The sequence below is a fragment of the Caballeronia sp. M1242 genome (assembly GCF_017220215.1).
Lineage (GTDB): Bacteria > Pseudomonadota > Gammaproteobacteria > Burkholderiales > Burkholderiaceae > Caballeronia.
This window is the reverse complement of the sequence record NZ_CP071129.1, coordinates 687,845-705,434: the sequence shown is the minus strand read 5'-3', so window position 1 is coordinate 705,434 and position 17,590 is coordinate 687,845. Positions and strand designations below refer to the sequence as shown.

General features: G+C 65.8%; 15 protein-coding genes. 8 read left to right on the top strand and 7 right to left on the bottom strand.

What is annotated here, in order from left to right; all coding sequences use genetic code 11:
• Positions 1–215: 215 nt before the first annotated feature.
• The gene (locus JYK05_RS03220) at positions 216–635 is read right to left on the bottom strand and encodes a hypothetical protein (protein ID WP_206467757.1); all 420 of its coding nucleotides are present in this window, start codon (positions 633–635) and stop codon (positions 216–218) included.
• On the opposite strand from JYK05_RS03220, the gene JYK05_RS03215 reads away from it, so the two are divergent.
• Complete coding sequence (locus tag JYK05_RS03215) at positions 625–807, top strand: hypothetical protein (RefSeq protein ID WP_206467756.1); 183 nt, start codon at positions 625–627, stop codon at positions 805–807. The two genes, JYK05_RS03220 and JYK05_RS03215, sit on opposite strands and share 11 nt — an antisense overlap.
• 45 nt (positions 808–852) lie before the next feature.
• Here the strand turns inward: JYK05_RS03215 and lolA are convergent, their stop codons facing one another.
• Both lolA and JYK05_RS03205 read right to left on the bottom strand, forming a co-directional pair.
• Positions 853–1,524, bottom strand: a complete 672-nt coding sequence (lolA, locus tag JYK05_RS03210; protein ID WP_206467755.1) for an outer membrane lipoprotein chaperone LolA — start codon at positions 1,522–1,524, stop codon at positions 853–855.
• 30 nt (positions 1,525–1,554) lie between these two features.
• On the bottom strand, positions 1,555–3,882 hold the full coding sequence (locus JYK05_RS03205) for a DNA translocase FtsK (RefSeq protein WP_206467754.1): 2,328 nt from the start codon (positions 3,880–3,882) through the stop codon (positions 1,555–1,557).
• Between the two features lie 344 nt (positions 3,883–4,226).
• Here JYK05_RS03205 and trxB point away from each other — a divergent pair, with 344 nt between their 5' ends.
• From trxB to JYK05_RS03180, 5 genes are all read left to right on the top strand, one after another.
• Positions 4,227–5,234 (top strand): thioredoxin-disulfide reductase, encoded by a 1,008-nt coding sequence (trxB, locus tag JYK05_RS03200; protein ID WP_175939732.1) that lies wholly within the window; start codon positions 4,227–4,229, stop codon positions 5,232–5,234.
• A gap of 218 nt (positions 5,235–5,452) precedes the next feature.
• Complete coding sequence (locus tag JYK05_RS03195; protein ID WP_206467753.1) at positions 5,453–6,244, top strand: Smr/MutS family protein; 792 nt, start codon at positions 5,453–5,455, stop codon at positions 6,242–6,244.
• Positions 6,245–6,254: 10 nt separating this feature from the next.
• Entirely contained in the window at positions 6,255–6,875 is a 621-nt protein-coding gene (locus JYK05_RS03190) for a trimeric intracellular cation channel family protein (RefSeq protein WP_175939730.1), read from the top strand.
• A gap of 115 nt (positions 6,876–6,990) precedes the next feature.
• On the top strand, positions 6,991–7,644 hold the full coding sequence (locus JYK05_RS03185) for a protein-L-isoaspartate O-methyltransferase (RefSeq protein WP_175939729.1): 654 nt from the start codon (positions 6,991–6,993) through the stop codon (positions 7,642–7,644).
• A gap of 82 nt (positions 7,645–7,726) precedes the next feature.
• Positions 7,727–8,050 (top strand): rhodanese-like domain-containing protein, encoded by a 324-nt coding sequence (locus JYK05_RS03180; RefSeq protein WP_175939728.1) that lies wholly within the window; start codon positions 7,727–7,729, stop codon positions 8,048–8,050.
• A 109-nt stretch (positions 8,051–8,159) separates the two neighbouring features.
• Here JYK05_RS03180 and JYK05_RS03175 read toward each other — a convergent pair whose 3' ends face one another.
• From JYK05_RS03175 to hemC, 3 genes are read right to left on the bottom strand one after another with little or no spacing between them, the layout of a single operon-like run.
• Positions 8,160–9,353 carry a heme biosynthesis protein HemY gene (locus JYK05_RS03175; RefSeq protein WP_206468200.1) on the bottom strand — a complete coding sequence of 398 codons (1,194 nt, stop codon included), beginning with the start codon at positions 9,351–9,353 and terminating at the stop codon, positions 8,160–8,162.
• Positions 9,353–11,401, bottom strand: coding sequence for a fused uroporphyrinogen-III synthase HemD/membrane protein HemX (hemDX, locus tag JYK05_RS03170; RefSeq protein WP_206467752.1), 2,049 nt, complete (start codon positions 11,399–11,401; stop codon positions 9,353–9,355). Before hemDX ends, JYK05_RS03175 begins: the two co-directional genes overlap by 1 nt.
• On the bottom strand, positions 11,401–12,411 hold the full coding sequence (hemC, locus tag JYK05_RS03165; RefSeq protein WP_206467751.1) for a hydroxymethylbilane synthase: 1,011 nt from the start codon (positions 12,409–12,411) through the stop codon (positions 11,401–11,403). The genes hemDX and hemC overlap by 1 nt, the downstream gene beginning before the upstream one ends.
• A gap of 281 nt (positions 12,412–12,692) precedes the next feature.
• Here hemC and ppc point away from each other — a divergent pair, with 281 nt between their 5' ends.
• A complete protein-coding gene (gene ppc / locus JYK05_RS03160) occupies positions 12,693–15,800 on the top strand; it encodes a phosphoenolpyruvate carboxylase (protein ID WP_206467750.1) in 3,108 nt (1,035 codons plus the stop codon).
• Between the two features lie 25 nt (positions 15,801–15,825).
• Here ppc and JYK05_RS03155 read toward each other — a convergent pair whose 3' ends face one another.
• Positions 15,826–16,590 carry a class I SAM-dependent methyltransferase gene (locus tag JYK05_RS03155; RefSeq protein WP_206467749.1) on the bottom strand — a complete coding sequence of 255 codons (765 nt, stop codon included), beginning with the start codon at positions 16,588–16,590 and terminating at the stop codon, positions 15,826–15,828.
• 158 nt (positions 16,591–16,748) lie between these two features.
• Between JYK05_RS03155 and JYK05_RS03150 the strand changes: the two genes are divergently transcribed.
• On the top strand, positions 16,749–17,573 hold the full coding sequence (locus JYK05_RS03150) for a helix-turn-helix transcriptional regulator (protein ID WP_175939724.1): 825 nt from the start codon (positions 16,749–16,751) through the stop codon (positions 17,571–17,573).
• The last annotated feature ends 17 nt before the right edge of the window (positions 17,574–17,590 follow it).

Sequence of the window (17,590 nt, the reverse complement as noted above, 5' to 3'; positions counted from 1 at the left end):
AATCAACGCGCTAGGCGACTTATCAGGCGCTTTTCCACAGGGCGCTGCACAGAAGCTGTGGAGAAGTGCTTGGGTGCGCTGTGATTTCCGTTGAGGCGGTTGAGAAGCGATGCCTCCATCGCGAGTCTAGCGACGGCGCTCGCGTATCGTGATTGCAGCTTCTTAGCAGTCGAAACTATCTAACATCTGCCTGGGCAACACGCACCGCACTTTTTTCAACCGTGCAAACGAAAAGTCATTGCCGAATCAATCGGAGTCCTCTTATTATCGTCTGACGCATTGAAGGATCGAGTAAGGCCGTATCCGCCGATGCGCGTCGTATCGAACCGCGATAACACGACCAATAAGGGGAACACGATGAGCAACATGACGCTGCGCAGAGCGGGAAACTGGCGAATCGCAATGGCGGGCATGACGGCCTGCTTCGCCCTATCGGCGAACGCGTACACGATGCCGGGCGGCACGATCACGTTCCGAGGCGCGCTAGTGTCACCGCCGTTCGCAGTATCGGCCGGACCAGCTATGCACGCAGGCGCATCGACCACGGTGAGGCAAAACGGACGAACAGCCACCGTCGCGTTCGCCGCTTTTCCGAACAGCACCCCGAAAGCCGTCGTTTCGCTGATGGTCGACAACCATCATGCAAAACCGGATGCCTTAGTCGCGGATTTCGTGGACGGCAACGGCCATCGCATCGCGGCAGCGAGCGACGGCGCATTTCGCGTCGGCGCCTCGGGCGGACTGTTGTCGATGCAAAACAGAGCGCCGTCCGCGATGCGCGTGACGCTCGTCACGGAATATCGCTAGACGCGGCGCAAACGACGCGCGGCTCCGAAGAGCCGCGCCGCGACATCATCCGTTGATGACATCCGCGCCTTTCGGCACGCTGAACTTGAAGGTGTCGGCCTTGACCGGCGGATTCTTCTGGATGTTCGAGAACGTGAGCAGCGTCACATTGCCGAATACGTCGTGCAGTTCCATCGCTTCGAGATTGCCGTCCTTGAAGCCGATGCCGACCGTCTGGAACTGCGTGTCCTTCGCCTTCGGCGTGAGTTCGAGCCAGTCGATGCCGCCCTTCATGCCCGCATCGCGCAACGTGAAGTTCTTCTCCAGATCGTTGCTGCCGAAGAGAATGGCCGCCGGGCTTGCGCCGAGCGCGCCGCCGAGATTGCGCACCGTCACCTGGTTCAGGTCCTTGTCGTAGACGTAGAGCTTGTCGCCGTCAGCCTGCAACAACTGCGAATACGGCTTTTCGTAGGACCAGATGAACTTGCCGGGCCGCGCGAACATGAACGTGCCGCTCGATGTCGCGCCCTTGGTCGGCGTCGTGGTGCTGCTCGCGCCGTTGTTGACCTTGCCGGGCGCCTTCACTTCCTGCTGCGTGAAGTCGCCGCGCGCCGCGTGAACTTGCGACACGAACATCTTCAACTGCTCGGTGCCGCTCGCGAATGCGTGCGATGCAAACAGCATCGACGCCGACAGCAGCGCCGCGCCGAGTGCCTTCTTCCCCGTGTACTGCTTCATGCTGTTGTTCTCCTTCCGTAGCCGCCCGCGCTATTCCGACTCGCGCGCGGGCGTGAGGATCTCGCGGTTGCCGTTCGACGACATGGCGGACACGAGACCCGAATTCTCCATTTGCTCCAAGAGGCGCGCGGCGCGGTTATAGCCGATGCGCAAGTGCCGCTGCACGAGCGAAATCGACGCGCGCCGGTTCTTGATCACGACCTCGACCGCCTGATCGTACAAAGGATCGGACTCGCCATCGGTCGAGCCGGTTCCGCCCGCGCCCGCCGCGCCTTCGTCGCCCTCGCCCGCCAGGCCGCCTTCAAGAATGCCTTCGATGTAATTCGGCTCGCCGTGCTCCTTCAGCTTGTCGACCACGCGATGCACTTCCTCGTCCGACACGAACGCGCCGTGCACGCGCACCGGCAGGCCCGACCCCGGCGGCAGATAAAGCATGTCGCCCATGCCGAGCAGCGATTCGGCGCCCTGCTGATCGAGAATCGTGCGAGAGTCGATCTTCGACGACACCTGAAACGCCATGCGCGTCGGCACGTTCGCCTTGATGAGGCCGGTGATTACGTCCACCGACGGGCGCTGCGTCGCGAGAATCAGATGGATGCCCGCCGCCCGCGCCTTCTGCGCGATACGCGCGATGAGTTCTTCCACCTTCTTGCCGACGACCATCATCAGATCGGCGAGTTCGTCGATCACCACGACGATGTTCGGCAGGCGCGTGAGCGGCTCAGGATCGTCGGGCGTCAGGCTGAACGGATTCGGGATCTTCTCGTCGCGTTTCTTCGCTTCGTCGATCTTCGAGTTGAAGCTCGCGAGATTGCGCACGCCCATCTTGCTCATCAGCTTGTAGCGGCGCTCCATCTCGGCGACGGCCCAGTTCAGCGCGTGACCGGCCTGCCGCATGTCGGTGACGACCGGGCACAGCAGATGAGGAATGCCTTCGTAGACGCTCATTTCGAGCATCTTCGGATCGATCAGGATGAGCCGCACCTGCTCCGCGCTCGCCTTGTAGAGCAGCGAGAGGATCATCGCGTTGATGCCGACCGACTTGCCCGAACCCGTCGTGCCCGCGACGAGCAAGTGCGGCATTTTCGCCAAATCGGCGCAGACCGGATTGCCGCCGATGTCCTTGCCGAGGCCCATCGTGAGCGGCGAGGCCGCCGCCGCGTAGACTTCGGAACCGAGAATCTCGGAGAGCTTGACCGTCTGGCGGCGCTGATTCGGCAACTCCAGCGCCATGTAGTTCTTGCCCGGAATCGTCTCGACCACGCGAATCGACACCAGCGACAGCGAGCGCGCCAGATCCTTCGCGAGCCCGACGATCTGGCTGCCCTTCACGCCCGTCGCCGGCTCGATTTCATAGCGCGTGACGACCGGCCCAGGATACGCCGCGACCACGCTCACTTCGACGCCGAAGTCCTTCAGCTTCTTCTCGATCAGGCGCGACGTGTATTCGAGCGTATCGGCGGCAATGGTTTCCTGCGTCTTCGGCGGCGGATCCAGCAACGCGATGGCCGGCAACGTGGAATCGCCCGGCAAATCGGCGAAAAGCGGCACCTGCTTTTCCTTCTCGACGCGCTCCGAGCGCGGCGGCGTCGCGACCGGCGGCACGATCACGATCGGCTCGTGATCCTCGCTCTTCACGCGCGAACGCACGACCTTGCCTTCGCGCTTCGATGCGGCTTCTTCGCCGAGCTTGCGATCGCGGCCCGCTTCGCGGCGCAGTTGCGCGCCGGTAATGGCATTGAGAATGCCCTCGCCGACCTTCTCGCACACCGAGAGCCACGAGAAGCGGAAATACAGCGACAGACCGATGGCGAGCGCAATCAGCAGAAACAGCGTCGCGCCCGTGAAGCCGAGCGCATGCGACACGTGACGCGCGATCATGTCGCCGACCACGCCGCCCGGCGCGCGCGGCAGCGGCACCTTGAGCGACCACATGCGCAGCGCCTCGATGCCGTCCGTTGCGAGCAGCACGAGCACGAATGCGAACGCTTCGGCAAGCCAGGTGCGGTCGCGCGGCGCGTTTTCATCGTCCGACGATGCTTGCGCCGCCGGCTCCGCGATGCGCCGGTAATTCGCGACGATGCGCCGCCCGAGCAGCACGACGAGCCAGTACGACGACAGCCCGAACACCAGCAGCAGAATGTCCGACGTGTACGCGCCGACGCGCCCGGCCCAGTTGGAAATGTGATCGACGCTCACCGCGTGCGTCCAGCTCGGATCTTTCCGGCTGTACGAAATGAGCGCCATGACGAGGAAGAGCCCGAGGGCGACCTGGAGAATCCAGCGAATCTCGGTGAAGAGCCGCGACATGCGGTGCGGCAACGCCTGCGGGCTCGCGGAATAGGATGCTTTGGCCATTGATTCGGTGTCGCTTGTCGCGGCCTTCGTCAGTTAGATCGGGGCCGCATGAACGGTGACCTATTGTAAACGCTGCATTGCGGTGAAAGGCGCAAAAACGGCCGCGTTCTTGCAACCTGTAACACTCCTCACATGCCGTTCATCGCCCGTTTCTGCGTGAAATCTGCGACGCGCGCCTATCAAAGCGATTGAAAGGTTCACTGGGAACGCTTTCGCAGCGGCCTTTATAATCGAGGTTTCGCATCCAACTACGGGTCATCGGCGGCACGCATCGGGTGCCGAACTTGCTGCGCGAAGCAGAGCGCATGCACTGCCGATCCGACCATCCATAACGGACCACCATCATGTCATCACCGCAACCCGCGCCCAAACACGCCAAAGTGCTGATTCTCGGTTCCGGCCCCGCCGGCTATTCCGCCGCCGTCTACGCGGCCCGGGCGAATCTGGCGCCGCTGCTCGTCACCGGCCTCGCGCAAGGCGGCCAGCTGATGACCACCACCGACGTCGAGAACTGGCCGGGCGATCCCTCGGGCGTGCAGGGTCCGGAACTGATGCAGCGCATGGAAGAGCACGCGCGCCGGTTCAACACCGAAATCGTCTTCGACCACATCCATACCGCAAAGCTCAACGAGCGTCCGCTGCGGCTGATTGGCGACGCCGGTGAGTACACGTGCGATTCGCTCATCATCGCGACGGGCGCGTCGGCGCAATATCTCGGCAATCCGTCGGAACAGGCGTTCATGGGCAAGGGCGTGTCGGCCTGCGCGACCTGCGACGGCTTTTTCTATCGCAACGGCGAAGTCGCTGTGATCGGCGGCGGCAACACGGCGGTCGAAGAGGCGCTGTATCTGTCGGGCATCGCGAAGAAGGTGACGGTCATTCACCGCCGCGACAAGTTCCGCGCCGAGCCGATCCTGATCGACCGCCTGCTCGCGAAAGAGAAGGAAGGCGTCGTCGACATCAAGTGGAATCACGTGCTCGACGAAGTGACCGGCGACGAATCCGGCGTCACGGGCCTGCGCGTCAAGCACACGCAGACCGGCGAAACCACCGACATTCCGCTGCAAGGCGTGTTCGTCGCGATCGGCCACAAGCCGAACACCGAGCTCTTCGCGGGTCAGGTGGAAATGAAGAACGGCTACATCATCACCAAGGGCGGCACGAGCGGCAACGCGACGGCAACGAGCATCCCCGGCGTGTTCGCCGCGGGCGACGTGCAGGACCATATCTACCGCCAGGCCATCACCAGCGCGGGAACCGGCTGCATGGCCGCGCTCGACGCGCAGCGTTATCTCGAAGCCATCGACGAAACGCCGACGCCGCACTCGATGAGCCACGAAAAGGATCGGTAAGCACGAGGGCGCGGCGCGCCTTCACCCTTGACGACCCATTTCGTCGAAGAACGGGCCCCGGTTCGCGCCGCGGCCCGTTTTTTGTTTCCAGCATTGTCGAAGGCTATTTCCCGCCGGCGCATTCGGCGACGACCGCGCCCGTGGCACAATCGGCGCGCTGCGTCGGATCGCGTCTCCCGTCCGCCGCTGCCCGCGCAGTCGTACTTTCTGGCCGAACGATGCCGAAAAATCATCCTCACCCGAACGAACCGAAGCCTCGCCGTCCGCAGACGCCGCGCGCGGCCGCTGTCGAAAAGCCGCCGGCCGCCGATCCGCGCGATGTCAAGGACGCCGTCAAGCGCGACGGGCTCGCGGGCCTCGCCGGGCTGAAGGACGCGCTGAAGGCCGACGCCGACAAGCGTGCCGCCGAACGCGCGGCGGCGGCGCTCACCGAGCGTGAAGCGGCCGCGCACGCGGACGAGTTTCGCCGGTCCATCGGCCAGATCGAGCCGCTCAAGACGCCGCCGCGCATGACCGTGACGCGCGTGCCCCCGCCGCCGCTTCCGCTGCAAAGTCGCCGCGACGAGGAAGCCGTGTTGCAGGAGGCGCTCTCCGATGAGTACGACCCGGAAAGCCTGCTCGATATCGACGAGACGCTTTCTTACTGCCGGCCGGGCATCAGCCAGGAAGTCGTGAAGAAGCTGCGGCGCGGCGCGTGGATCGTCCAGGCGCAGCTCGATCTGCACGGCATGCGGCGCGAAGAAGCGCGCGAGGCGTTGGCGGAATTCATCCGCGAATCGGTGAAGCGCGGCCTGCGCTGCCTGCGCGTGATTCACGGCAAAGGGCTCGGCTCCATCGGCAAGGAACCGATTCTCAAAGGCAAGGTGCGCGCGTGGCTCACGCAAAAGGCGGAAGTGATTGCCTTTTGTCAGGCGCGCCCGCACGACGGCGGCGCGGGGGCCGTGCTCGTGCTGTTGCAGCCGGGCGGCACGCCGCGGCATCTCAATCATCCCCAAGACAAGACCCGCTGACTGAACGACCGTGCATCCGAGACTCACCCTCGCCATTTCCATCATGGAGGCGTTCGCGATCTTCGCGTATGCGCTCTCCGGCCTCATCGAAGCGAGAAAGCGGCGGCTGGATGCCGTGGGCGCGTTTCTCGTCGCGCTCGCGACCGCGTTCGGCGGCGGCACGGTGCGCGACGTGCTGCTCTCGCGCCGCCCGTTCTACTGGGTCGAGCATCAGGATTACGTGCTCGCAATCTTCGCGATGGCGATCTTCGCGCCGCTCTTTCTGCGCCTGACTTCGCGCCTGTTCGACCAGCGCGCGCTGCTCGTCACCGATGCGATCGGGCTCGGCCTTTTCAGCGTGTCGGGCACGTCCATCGCGCTCGATGCGCAGATGCCCGCGTTCACCGCGACGATGATGGGCGTCACGACCGGCGTCTTCGGCGGCATCATGCGCGACGTGCTGTGCAACGAGATTCCGCTGATTCTGCGCGATTCGCGGCCCTACGCGGTGTGCGCGTTCGCGGGCTGCTGGATCTATCTCGGCCTCGCGCAACTGGACGTCGACACCATCTACAACGTGCTGCTTTCGACTGCGTTTATCCTCGTCGCGCGGCTCGCCACGTTCAAGCTGGACATTCGCCTGCCGCATTAGGGCGGGCGGGAAAACCCGTCCGTTTGCTACAATCGCGAAGTCAATCCGCCCCGTCCGGCCGCTCGCGCCGGGGCTTCGGGGCACCGGTTTCCTGTCGTCAACACGCACACAGAACATGAACATCGAGCAAGCGCGTTTCAACATGATCGAGCAACAGATTCGTCCCTGGGATGTGCTGGACCTGGACGTGCTCAACCTGCTGTCGATCGTCAAGCGCGAGAACTACGTTCCCGCCGCCTATCGCAACATCGCTTTCGCGGACCTCGAAATTCCGCTGCCGGGCGGCGAGCGCATGCTGGCCCCGAAGATCGAAGCGCGCATCCTGCAAGAACTAACGGTGCACAAGGGCGAAACGGTGCTCGAAATCGGCTCGGGCTCGGGCTACATGGCCGCGCTCCTCGCGCATCGCGGCCGCAGCGTGACGACCGTCGAGATCTCGCCGGAACTGGCGGAATTCGCGAAGCAGAATCTCGCGGCCAATGGCGTGACGAATGCTGAAGTGGTCGTCGGCGACGGCGCGCGCGGCTGGAGCCAGGGCGCGCCGTTCGACGTGATCTGCGTGTCGGGCGGCCTGCCCGTGATGCCGCAGGAATTTCTGGAACTGCTGAACATCGGCGGGCGCATCGCGGCCTTCGTCGGTACGGCGCCGGTGATGGAAGCGCAGATCATCACGCGCATCGACGAGAAGCAGTTCCGCGTGTCGGCCGTGTTCGAGACGTTCGTAGCGCCGCTGAAGAACGCGCTGCATCCGCCCGCGTTCAAGTTCTGAGCGTTCGACTTTCGCCACCGGGCCGCCGGGGTTTCCCGCGCCCGGCGTCCGCTTCGCCCACATCCTCCGCGCCCGATATTCCATGCAAAACCTGACCGCATCCGAACTCGCCGCGTGGCTCGCGGATTCTTCCCGCCCCGCTCCCGTTTTGCTCGACGTGCGCGAGCCGTGGGAACTGCAAACCGCGAAGATGGAGAACGTCGTGTCCATTCCGATGCGCGACATTCCCGCGCGCAGCGAGGAACTGGAAGACGACGCGCAGATCGTCTGCATCTGCCATCACGGCGCGCGCAGCGCCCAGGTCGGCATGTTTCTCGAATCGCGCGGCTTCACGAACATCTTCAATCTGTACGGCGGCATCGACGCGTGGTCGCGTCAGGTGGATCCTTCGGTTCCGACGTATTGAAGCTCGGCGGGCGTCCTCGCCCGCGTCTCATACTGCTATTTCGGCGCTCCACAAAACTAAGGCCGCATACGCTCTGACGCATGCGGCCTTGTCACGCTGAACCCACGCCCTAGACGACGTTCATCGCCAGCGCGCTCGCCCGATAATGCTCGGCGGCCTTCTCGGCATCGCCCAGTTGCTCATGCAGGCGCGCGAGCGCGCGATGCGTCCGGATCTTGAGCGGCTCGTTGTCGGCCAGTTTGAGCGCCGACTCCAGAAACGCCTGCGCCTTGCCCCACAACTGCTGATGCAGGCACAAGCGCCCGAGCGTGAAAAGCAGGTCCGCGTCCTCGGTGCGCTCCTTCTGCCACGCCTCGGCGCGCTGAATGAGCGGGAACGCATCGCCGCCCACCACGCAATCCGGATAGCGCCGCAGCAGGCGCGCGTCCCAGTTATGCGCGAGCGCCTCCTCGACGATCTTCCTCGCCTCCGCGCGGCGGTCCAGCGCGATCAGCAGTTCCGCAGCGAGATCCGCGAGACGCGGCGACTGGCGCTCCGTCGCGGAGAGCGACTGCCAGAATTCGAGCAGCGCGTCCGGATTGTGCCGCCGGTCACGCAGCAGATTCTCCGCCGCCACCTGCCGCAAACGCACGGCGACCGCCGGATGCAACGCCTCGCGCTTCTCCAGCATGCGCACGAGCTTCAGCACTTCGGCCCAGTTCTTCAACTGCTGCTGCGCGCGCAGCGCGATCTGCTGCGCGTGAATGCGCCGCCCGCCCTGCGCCTGAATCTCCGTCAACGCGACGAGCGCGCCGTCCGCGTCGCGGCCATCGGCGCGCATGTCGGCGGTAGCCATCAGACGCGCGTCCTGCCAGTCTGCGCCGCTGATCTGCGCGAGCCATTCGTCGCGACGCCCGTACTCATGCAGCCGATGCGCCGCATTCGCGCCGATCAGCCCCGCCGCGCCCTGATTCTCCGCGACGGAAAGCGCATCGCGCGCGGCCTTCTCCGCCTTCGAGAAACGCCCGGCGTACAGGTGGCCGATAGCATCGCGCAACGAAGCGTTCGCCTTCGCGAGCCGGCTGCGAGCGCGGTAAGCGGCCACGCGCTGCGGCATTTTCCAGACGCCGCGCGCCGCCCGAATCAGCGCGTACAGCGCGATGAACAGCACGACGAGCGCCACCGCGAACAGATTGAGCGACACGTCCACGCGATACGGCGGAACGACGATCAATACCTGCCCGCCATTGAAGCCGCCGACCGTCGCGACGATCACCGCGACCGCGAACAGCAGCGCGAGCCAGATGAGTCCTCGAATCGTCATCATCCGCCTCGCTTGAACTGATGAACGGCGGCAAGGCTCGCGTCCAGGTTCGGCACGGCGACCGCGAGCGACGCCTGATCGACCTGCTTCACGAGATCGCGCACGGCGGCGACCTTTTTGGACGACGGATCGAAGTAGCGGCCGAGCGCGGCATCCGCTGCCGCGAGATCCGACTTCAGCGTGGATTCGCTGCGCGAAAGCAGCGACAGACGCGCCGACAACAGGCGCAGCTTCACGTTCTCCCGCACGAAGTAGCCCTGATCGGGCGACGTCAGCATGGCGTCCGCATTGTCGATGCGCCGCACCGACACGAGACTCGACAACTGCTGTGCGATGCCGCTCGTGATCTGCCGCCACAGCACCTTCCAGCGCGGCTCGCCGGTGGCCGCCGCGATCGACGCGCTGTCGCCCGGCGCGGCGGCCTGCGCCCGCGCGCGCTCGATCGGCGCCTCGCCCGCGAGCGGCAAGCCGTCGATCTGCTCGATGGCCGTGTCCAGCTTGATGGCGAGACCAGTGAGGTCGGTGGTTTGCGTCGACTTCAGCTTGTCGATGTCCTGCGCGATGGCCTTGCGGATCGTCACGACTTGCGGGCCGGTCGTCGCGGCGAGGCGCGTGTCGGCGCTTTGCAGCGCGAAGAGCGCGAGCTGGACATTGCCGGTCAACTGCAACTGCTGGCTTGCGCTGGAGAGAATCTGCTCGACTTCCGCGATCGTCCAGTCGTCGCGGTTGCTCGCGAGATCCTGATACTGCTGCTGCAACGCCTGGCTGTGCGCTTCCGCATCGGCGAGCTTGCCCTGCAACTGGATCAGCTGCGTGTTGAGCGCGGACGTGGCGCTCGCCGCCTGGTCGGCCTTCGCGCGGAGCGTGGCGTTCTGCGCATCGGCTTCTTCGACGCGCTGCGCCATTTCCTGTTCCTTGCGGTCCATTTTGCGGTTCAGCGCGTAGCCGCCCGCGCCCGCCGCCACCGCCAGAATGACGACGAGAAACCACAACAACACAGTGCCCGCGCCGCCGCGCCGCTTCTGCTGCTCATACGGCGTAAAGGGCGTGTTCGGCGGCAAGGGCGGTGTCACGTTCGGCTGAGGTGAAGCTTTCTTGGAATCGTTCGAGTCAGTCATGCGTGATTGAGCCGTTTGGTGGGCCGGCGGCGTGGCCGGCGATGTGTCGGTCGCTCGAGAGAATGCGCCGGCCGTCGCCTGCGCGTCGGGCTCCCGATTCGCTGCCGAGGCGTACGGAAACAGCGCCTCCAGCGTATGCACGATGCGTTCGTCGCCGGCGCCGGACACCGTAATCCTATCAAAACCCGTTTGGCGCGCGGCTTCGGCAATGCGAGGGTGTGGGCAGACGACGGGCGCGTGCTTGAGCCGCGCGATCTCGTCGGCGGTGAGATGCTCACGGGCGAGCTCGTCCAGATTGCGCACGCCTTCCGAACTGGTCAGCAGCCACGCGTGATCCCCGCCAAGCAGCGCGTGGATGCGCTCCCACTTTCGCATCGACGGCTCGGGCAGCAGACGCCGGTAGGCCGCGACCTTCGTCACCCGGGCGCCGGCCTGTTGGAGCCGTTCGGCGAGCCACTCGCGCCCGCCGTCGCCGCGCACGATCAGGACGCGCCGGCCGTCGAGCCCGTTGGCGCCAAAGTGCGACTCGATGGCGGCGTAGAGCGCCTCGGAATCGAAACGTGGATCGTCTGCTTCTTCCGACGGGCTGATCACGCGATGCGCCGGCGCATGCACGCCTTGCCGCGCGAGCGCCGCGACGCTGCCCGGGCCGACGACCGCCACCGGCACGTCCGCCGGCCACGGCGCGAAGAGGCGGCCGAACGCATGATCGACCGCGTTCGGCGACACGAACACGACAAGCGCGTAGCGCTCGGGCGCGTACAGCTCGTCGAGCGCGGCGCGAAGGGGCGCGTCGTCGGCGACCGGCGCGATGTCGATCAGCGGAAACTCGAACGCATTGAAACCGGCGCGAGCGAGCCGCTCGACGAGCGCCGACGACTGCCCGCCCGGACGCGTGATGACGACGGTGGCGCGGATCGCGCTCGCCATCAGATTGCGTTCGCCGCGGGCGGCGGCTGGTTGGGCGCGTCGGCGCGGCTCATCGTCGAAAGCGCGTTGACGATGTCGGCCGCGCCTTGCGCTTCGAGATCGGCCGACACCCGCTGACCGAGCGCGAGCGCGCCGGCCAGATCGGGCGCGCGCACCGCTTCTTCGGCGCGCAGCATGCGTTTGCCGTCAGGCATGGACACCGCGCCGCGCAAGAACAGCGCGCCGTCGCGCCATTGCGCGAACGCGGCGAGCGGAACTTCGCAGCTTCCGCCGAGCGCGCGCGACACCGCGCGCTCCGCTTCGACGGCGAGCGCGGTGGCTTCGTCATGCAGCGGCGCGAGCCACGCCGCGAGTTCCGGGCGATCCGCGCGAATTTCGATGCCGAGCGCGCCCTGCCCCGCCGCCGGCAAGCTCTCCGATTCATCGAGCAAAGCGCGAATACGCGATTCGAGCCCGAGCCGCTTCAGACCCGCCGCCGCCAGAATGATCGCCGCGTAATCGCCGCGATCGAGTTTGGCCAGGCGCGTGTCGAGATTGCCTCGCAGCGGCCGCACGTCGAGATTGGGGAAGCGCGCGCGGATCATCGCTTCGCGGCGCAGGCTGGACGTGCCGACGACACTGCCCGCAGGCAACGCATCGAGCGATTCGAAATGCGGCGACACGAACGCATCGCGCGGGTCTTCGCGTTCGAGAATGGCGCCGAGCGTGAAGCCTTCGGGCAACTGCATCGGCACGTCCTTCAGCGAATGCACCGCGAGGTCGGCGCGGCCTTCCGCGAGCGCGGCTTCCAGTTCCTTCACGAAAAGGCCCTTGCCGCCGACCTTGGACAGCGTGCGGTCCAGAATCTGATCGCCACGTGTCGTCATTCCGAGAATTTTGACGTCGCAAGATGGATATAATTTGTGCAGCGCACACCGCACATGCTCGGCTTGCCACATCGCGAGCCGGCTTTCCCGCGAAGCGATGACAAGCGTGGCGGGCGGTGTCGTTGAATGCGTCTCGGAATTCATTGATGCTCGATCGAATGACGGGATGAAATAACAAACAATGGTAGCACGCACGCCACGGTCCATTCGGGCATGGGCGGCGCGCGAGAGCCTTGTCCGGCGCGCCTTTCCGAGCGCCGGGAAGCGGGCTCGGCGCATGGGGAGACACATGCGCCGGGCGCGGACGCCTCGCACACGTTCATCTTGCTGGTCCGCATGACTTGCTTCGCGCGGCGCCGCACAGGCCGCCGTTTCGCCGATGGTCCCTGGCTTCGCCTATCAGAGAGCAGAGAGAGGAACTCAACGTGACGTCTTCCGCATCGGCCCGCCCGGCGCGCCGCAACGCCGCATCGCCCGACTCATCCTCCGACACGTCCATCACGGCTGCGTCGCCTTCCATTCCGAAGACGCGGGCCGCAGGCGCCGCGAAAGCGTCCACGGCGGCCGTCGCCGTCCAGGAGAAGCCGGGCGTCGAAGTGCTGGTGAAAGCGCCGAAGCCGGCGAAGGCGTCGAAGAAGGCGAAGGCCTCTTCGCCCGCCGATGACAGCGCCGCCGTCGAGTTCGCCGATTCCGCCGACCGCGCGAAGCCCGCGAGCCGCGCCCGCGACGACAAGGATCGCCCGCTCTTCGAAGACATTCGCTTTCTCGGCCGCGTGCTGGGCGAAGTGCTGCGCGAGCAGGAAGGCGACGCCGTGTTCGACATGGTCGAGGCGATTCGCCAGACCGCCGTCAAGTTTCGCCGCGAGGACGACGTGGACGCCTCGCAGACGCTCGAAAAGCGCCTGCGTGCGTTGTCGCCGGAGCAGACAGTGTCCGTCGTGCGCGCGTTCAGCTATTTCTCGCATCTCGCGAACATCGCGGAAGACCGTCACCACAACCGCCGCCGCCGCATTCACGCGCTCGCGGGCTCGGCGCCGCAGCCGGGCACCATCGCCTATGCCATCGAGCGCATGCGCGAGCAGAAGAACGTCAGCGCCACGCGCAAGATGCTGCAGAAGTTCTTCGACGACGCGCTGATCGTTCCGGTGCTCACCGCGCATCCGACCGAAGTACAGCGCAAGAGCATCCTCGACGCGCAGCACGACATCGCGCGTCTGCTCGCCGAGCGCGATCAGGAACTGACCGCCCGCGAACGCGCGCAGAACGAGGCGGTGCTGCGCGCGCGCGTGACGTCGCTCTGGCAGACGCGCATGCTGCGCGACGCGCGCCTGACTGTCGCCGATGAAATCGAGAACGCGCTCTCCTACTATCGCGCGACTTTTCTCGCGGAGATTCCCGCGCTGTACGCCGACATCGAAGCCGCGCTCGCCGAGCACGGCCTGCCCACGCGCCTGCCGCCGTTCTTCCAGATGGGAAGCTGGATCGGCGGCGACCGCGACGGCAACCCGAACGTCACGGCGGAAACGCTCGACGCCGCCATCACGCGGCAGGCGACCGTGATCTTCGAACACTATCTCGAAGAGGTGCACAAGCTCGGCGCGGAGCTGTCGGTGTCCAATCTGCTGGCCGGATCGAGCGATGCGCTGCTCGCGCTCGCCGATGCGTCGCCGGACCACTCGCCGCATCGCACGGACGAGCCGTACCGGCGTGCGCTGATCGGCATTTACACGCGGCTCGCCGCGAGCGCGCGCGTGCGGCTCGGCGAAGGCGTGGTGGCCGTGCGCAGCGCCGGGCGCGGCGCGGCCCCGATCCGCGCGACGCCGTATGCCGACGCCGCCGAATTCACGCGTGATCTGAATGTGCTGATCGAATCGCTTGCGCAGAACCACGGCGCGTCGCTGGCGGCGCAGCGCCTGTCGCCGCTCGCGCGGGCGTCCGAAGTGTTCGGCTTTCATCTGGCGAGCATCGATTTGCGGCAAAGCTCGGATATTCACGAGGCGGTCGTCGCGGAACTGCTCGCGCGCGGCGGCGTCGTCGCCGATTACGCCTCGCTCGACGAAGCGCAGAAGCGCGACGTGCTGCTGAAGGAGCTCGGCCAGCCGCGGCCGCTGCGCCTGCCGTACGCGCAGTATTCCGATCTCGCGAAAAGCGAACTCGGCGTGCTGGAAGCGGCGCGGGAAATCCGCGAGAAGTTCGGCGCGCGGGCGGTGCGCAACTACATCATTTCGCACACGGAAACCGTCAGCGATCTGCTGGAAGTCATGCTGCTGCAGAAGGAAACCGGCGTGCTGCAAGGCTGTCTCGGCAGCAAGGACGACGCCGCGCGCGACGGCCTGATGGTCATTCCGCTCTTCGAAACCATCGCGGATTTGCGCAATGCGCCCGTCATCATGGGCGAATTCTTTGCGCTGCCGGGCATCGACAAGCTGATCGAGAATCAGGGCCAAGAGCAGGAAGTCATGCTCGGCTATTCGGACAGCAACAAGGACGGCGGCTTTCTCACGTCGAACTGGGAGTTGTATCGCGCGGAACTGGCGCTCGTCGCGCTGTTCAAGGAACGCAAGACGACGCTCAGGCTCTTTCACGGGCGCGGCGGCACGGTCGGGCGCGGAGGCGGTCCCACGTATCAGGCGATTCTTTCGCAGCCGCCCGGCACCGTCGACGGCCAGATTCGCCTCACCGAGCAGGGTGAAGTGATCGCGAGCAAGTTCGCGAACGCGGAAATCGGACGGCGCAATCTGGAGACGGTCGTGGCCGCGACGCTCGAAGCAACGCTCTTGCCGCACGAAAACGCGCCCGCGCAACTGCCGCAGTTCGAAGCGACGATGCAGACGCTTTCGGATGGCGCGATGTCGGCGTATCGCGCGCTCGTCTACGAGACGCCCGGCTTCACCGACTACTTCTTCTCCTCGACGCCGATCGCGGAAATCGCGGAATTGAACATCGGCAGTCGGCCGGCGTCGCGCAAGCTGCAAGACCCGAAGCATCGGAAGATCGAGGATTTGCGCGCCATTCCCTGGGGCTTCTCGTGGGGCCAGTGCCGGCTGCTCTTGACCGGCTGGTACGGCTTCGGCAGCGCCGTGACCGCTTATCTCGATGAAGCCGGATCGGATGCCGAGCGCAGCCGGCGTCTCGCCGCGCTTCGCAAGATGCACAAGACCTGGCCGTTCTTCAAGAATCTGCTTTCGAACATGGACATGGTGCTCGCGAAGACCGATCTCGCGGTGGCGTCGCGTTACGCGCAGCTCGTCAGCGACAAGAAGCTGCGCAAGCTCGTGTTCGACAAGATCGTCGCGGAACACGAGCGCACCTGTCACGTGCTCACCGAGATCACCGGCCGGAGCGAGCGGCTCTCGGACAACCCGCTGCTCGCTCGTTCGATCAAGAACCGCTTCCCGTACCTCGATCCGCTGAATCACTTGCAGGTGGAACTGCTCAAGCGCCACCGCGCGGGCGATCAGAACGTGCGGCTGCGGCGCGGTATTCACTTGACCATCAACGGTATCGCGGCGGGCCTGCGTAATACCGGCTGATGGTCGCCGCGAGGCAAGGCGGCTTTCAGTCGCGCCGCTTTGCCTCGATCATCAACGCGTCCAGCTCGAACGAGAAGTCTTCTTTCACGCCGAAGTACTGGCGCACTTCCTCGGGCGCGCTCGTCCACATCGACTTGATCGCCGTCACGCGCTCGGCCGGCGTGCGCATTCTCGTCACCCATGCTTCGAATCCCAGCGGAAGGCGCCAGCGTTCGGTCACGCGCGCGTCGAAGCCGGCGGCGTCGAGCATCGCAATCCACTCGTCCGCGCGATAGTCGCGGATATGCGATGCGTCGCGCAGCACTTCGATCGCCTGAATGTGCGTGTCGAAAAGCGGATCGTCGATGCCCGCGATGTCGATGAACTTGAGCCGCCCGCCCGGCTTCAGCACACGATGCACTTCAGCGAGCGCCTTCGGCACGTCGCGCCAGTGATGCGCGCTCATGCGGCTGATCGCCCAGTGAAACGAGGCGTCGTCGAAAGGCAGCGTTTCGGCCGCGCCCTGCTGCGTGCGGATGGTCGTCAGCCCGCGCTCTTTCGCGGCGGCTTCGACGGTGGCGAGCATCTGCGGCGCGATGTCGTAGGCCACGACTTGCTTCACATGCGGCGCGACCGCGAAGCTCGCGTGACCCGCGCCGCAGCCCATGTCCAGCACGGTCGCGTTGCCGCACGTCGCGGCGAAGGTCGCGGCGAGGTTCTGCAAATCGGCGCCGGTCGCGTGAACCTGACTCGTGAGATACGCGGCGGCAGTGCTGCCGAACGCGTCGGCGACCTGTTCGTGGTGTTTCATCGTGACTCCGCATGGTGGACGTGTTGTGCATCGGATACCGGTCGTCGCAGCGCCGGCCTGCCGATACAATAGAGCCCGCCTTGTACCGGTACAAGTTGACTGGTTATCCTGGTATCCGAAACACCCGTCGCGCGCCGACGTTTGCGTCCGAAGTCCGCATGAACCGAACCGAAAACAAGCCCGCCGAACCGCTCGCCGGACCGCTCCCTGATACGCCCGCCCGCGCGCTCGGCGATTTCATCCGCACGCATCGCGAGCGTCTGTCGCCGCTCGCGGTCGGCTTGCCGCCGGGTCCGCGCCGCCGCACGCCCGGCCTGCGCCGCGAGGAAGTCGCGCAACTGTGCGGCGTGAGCCCGACCTGGTACACGTGGATCGAGCAGGGCCGGCCGGTGTCCGCCTCGGCCGACGCACTCGCGCGCATCGCCGTCGCGCTGCAACTGTCGCGCGCCGAACGCGCGTATCTCTTCGAACTCGCCGCGCAGCGCGATCCCGCCGAGCCCGATCCCGCCGCGCAGGACGTGCCCGCCGCGCTGTTGCAGACGGTCGGCCTGATCGACGCGCCCGCCTACGTGCTCGACCGCCAGTGGAACGCGCTGCGCTGGAACGCGCCGGCGGCGGACCTTTTCGTCGGCTGGCTCGACGGCGAGCACGACCGCAATCTCTTGAGCTACACGTTCACGTCGCCGGCGGCGCGAACGCTCATCGTCGACTGGGAAACGCGCGCGCGGCGCCTCGCCGCCGAATTTCGCGCCGATTCCATCCGCCATCTGAACGATCCGCCGACGCGCGCATTGATCGACGCGCTGAGCGCCGCAAGCGATGCCTTCGCGCGCTACTGGGCCTCGCAAGACGTGTTCGAGCGCGAAGGCGGCGAGCGCGCGTTCGACCATCCGTCGCGCGGGCGCGTGGTGTTCAATCAGATCACCTTCAAGCCGGCGCATCGCGAAGACCTGAAGCTCGTGATTCTGGTCGGGGACGCGTAGCCCCGAATGTTAAAATT

Coding starts and splice junctions, on each gene's coding strand:
- JYK05_RS03215 (WP_206467756.1), top strand. CDS start 625: ATGGTCGACAACCATCATGCAAAACCGGATGCCTTAGTCGCGGATTTC.
- JYK05_RS03180 (WP_175939728.1), top strand. CDS start 7,727: ATGCAAAACCTGACCGCATCCGAACTCGCCGCGTGGCTCGCGGATTCT.
- JYK05_RS03150 (WP_175939724.1), top strand. CDS start 16,749: ATGAACCGAACCGAAAACAAGCCCGCCGAACCGCTCGCCGGACCGCTC.
- lolA (WP_206467755.1), bottom strand. CDS start 1,524: ATGAAGCAGTACACGGGGAAGAAGGCACTCGGCGCGGCGCTGCTGTCG.
- JYK05_RS03185 (WP_175939729.1), top strand. CDS start 6,991: ATGAACATCGAGCAAGCGCGTTTCAACATGATCGAGCAACAGATTCGT.
- JYK05_RS03155 (WP_206467749.1), bottom strand. CDS start 16,590: ATGAAACACCACGAACAGGTCGCCGACGCGTTCGGCAGCACTGCCGCC.
- hemC (WP_206467751.1), bottom strand. CDS start 12,411: ATGAATTCCGAGACGCATTCAACGACACCGCCCGCCACGCTTGTCATC.
- JYK05_RS03205 (WP_206467754.1), bottom strand. CDS start 3,882: ATGGCCAAAGCATCCTATTCCGCGAGCCCGCAGGCGTTGCCGCACCGC.
- hemDX (WP_206467752.1), bottom strand. CDS start 11,401: ATGGCGAGCGCGATCCGCGCCACCGTCGTCATCACGCGTCCGGGCGGG.
- JYK05_RS03175 (WP_206468200.1), bottom strand. CDS start 9,353: ATGACGATTCGAGGACTCATCTGGCTCGCGCTGCTGTTCGCGGTCGCG.
- JYK05_RS03195 (WP_206467753.1), top strand. CDS start 5,453: ATGCCGAAAAATCATCCTCACCCGAACGAACCGAAGCCTCGCCGTCCG.
- trxB (WP_175939732.1), top strand. CDS start 4,227: ATGTCATCACCGCAACCCGCGCCCAAACACGCCAAAGTGCTGATTCTC.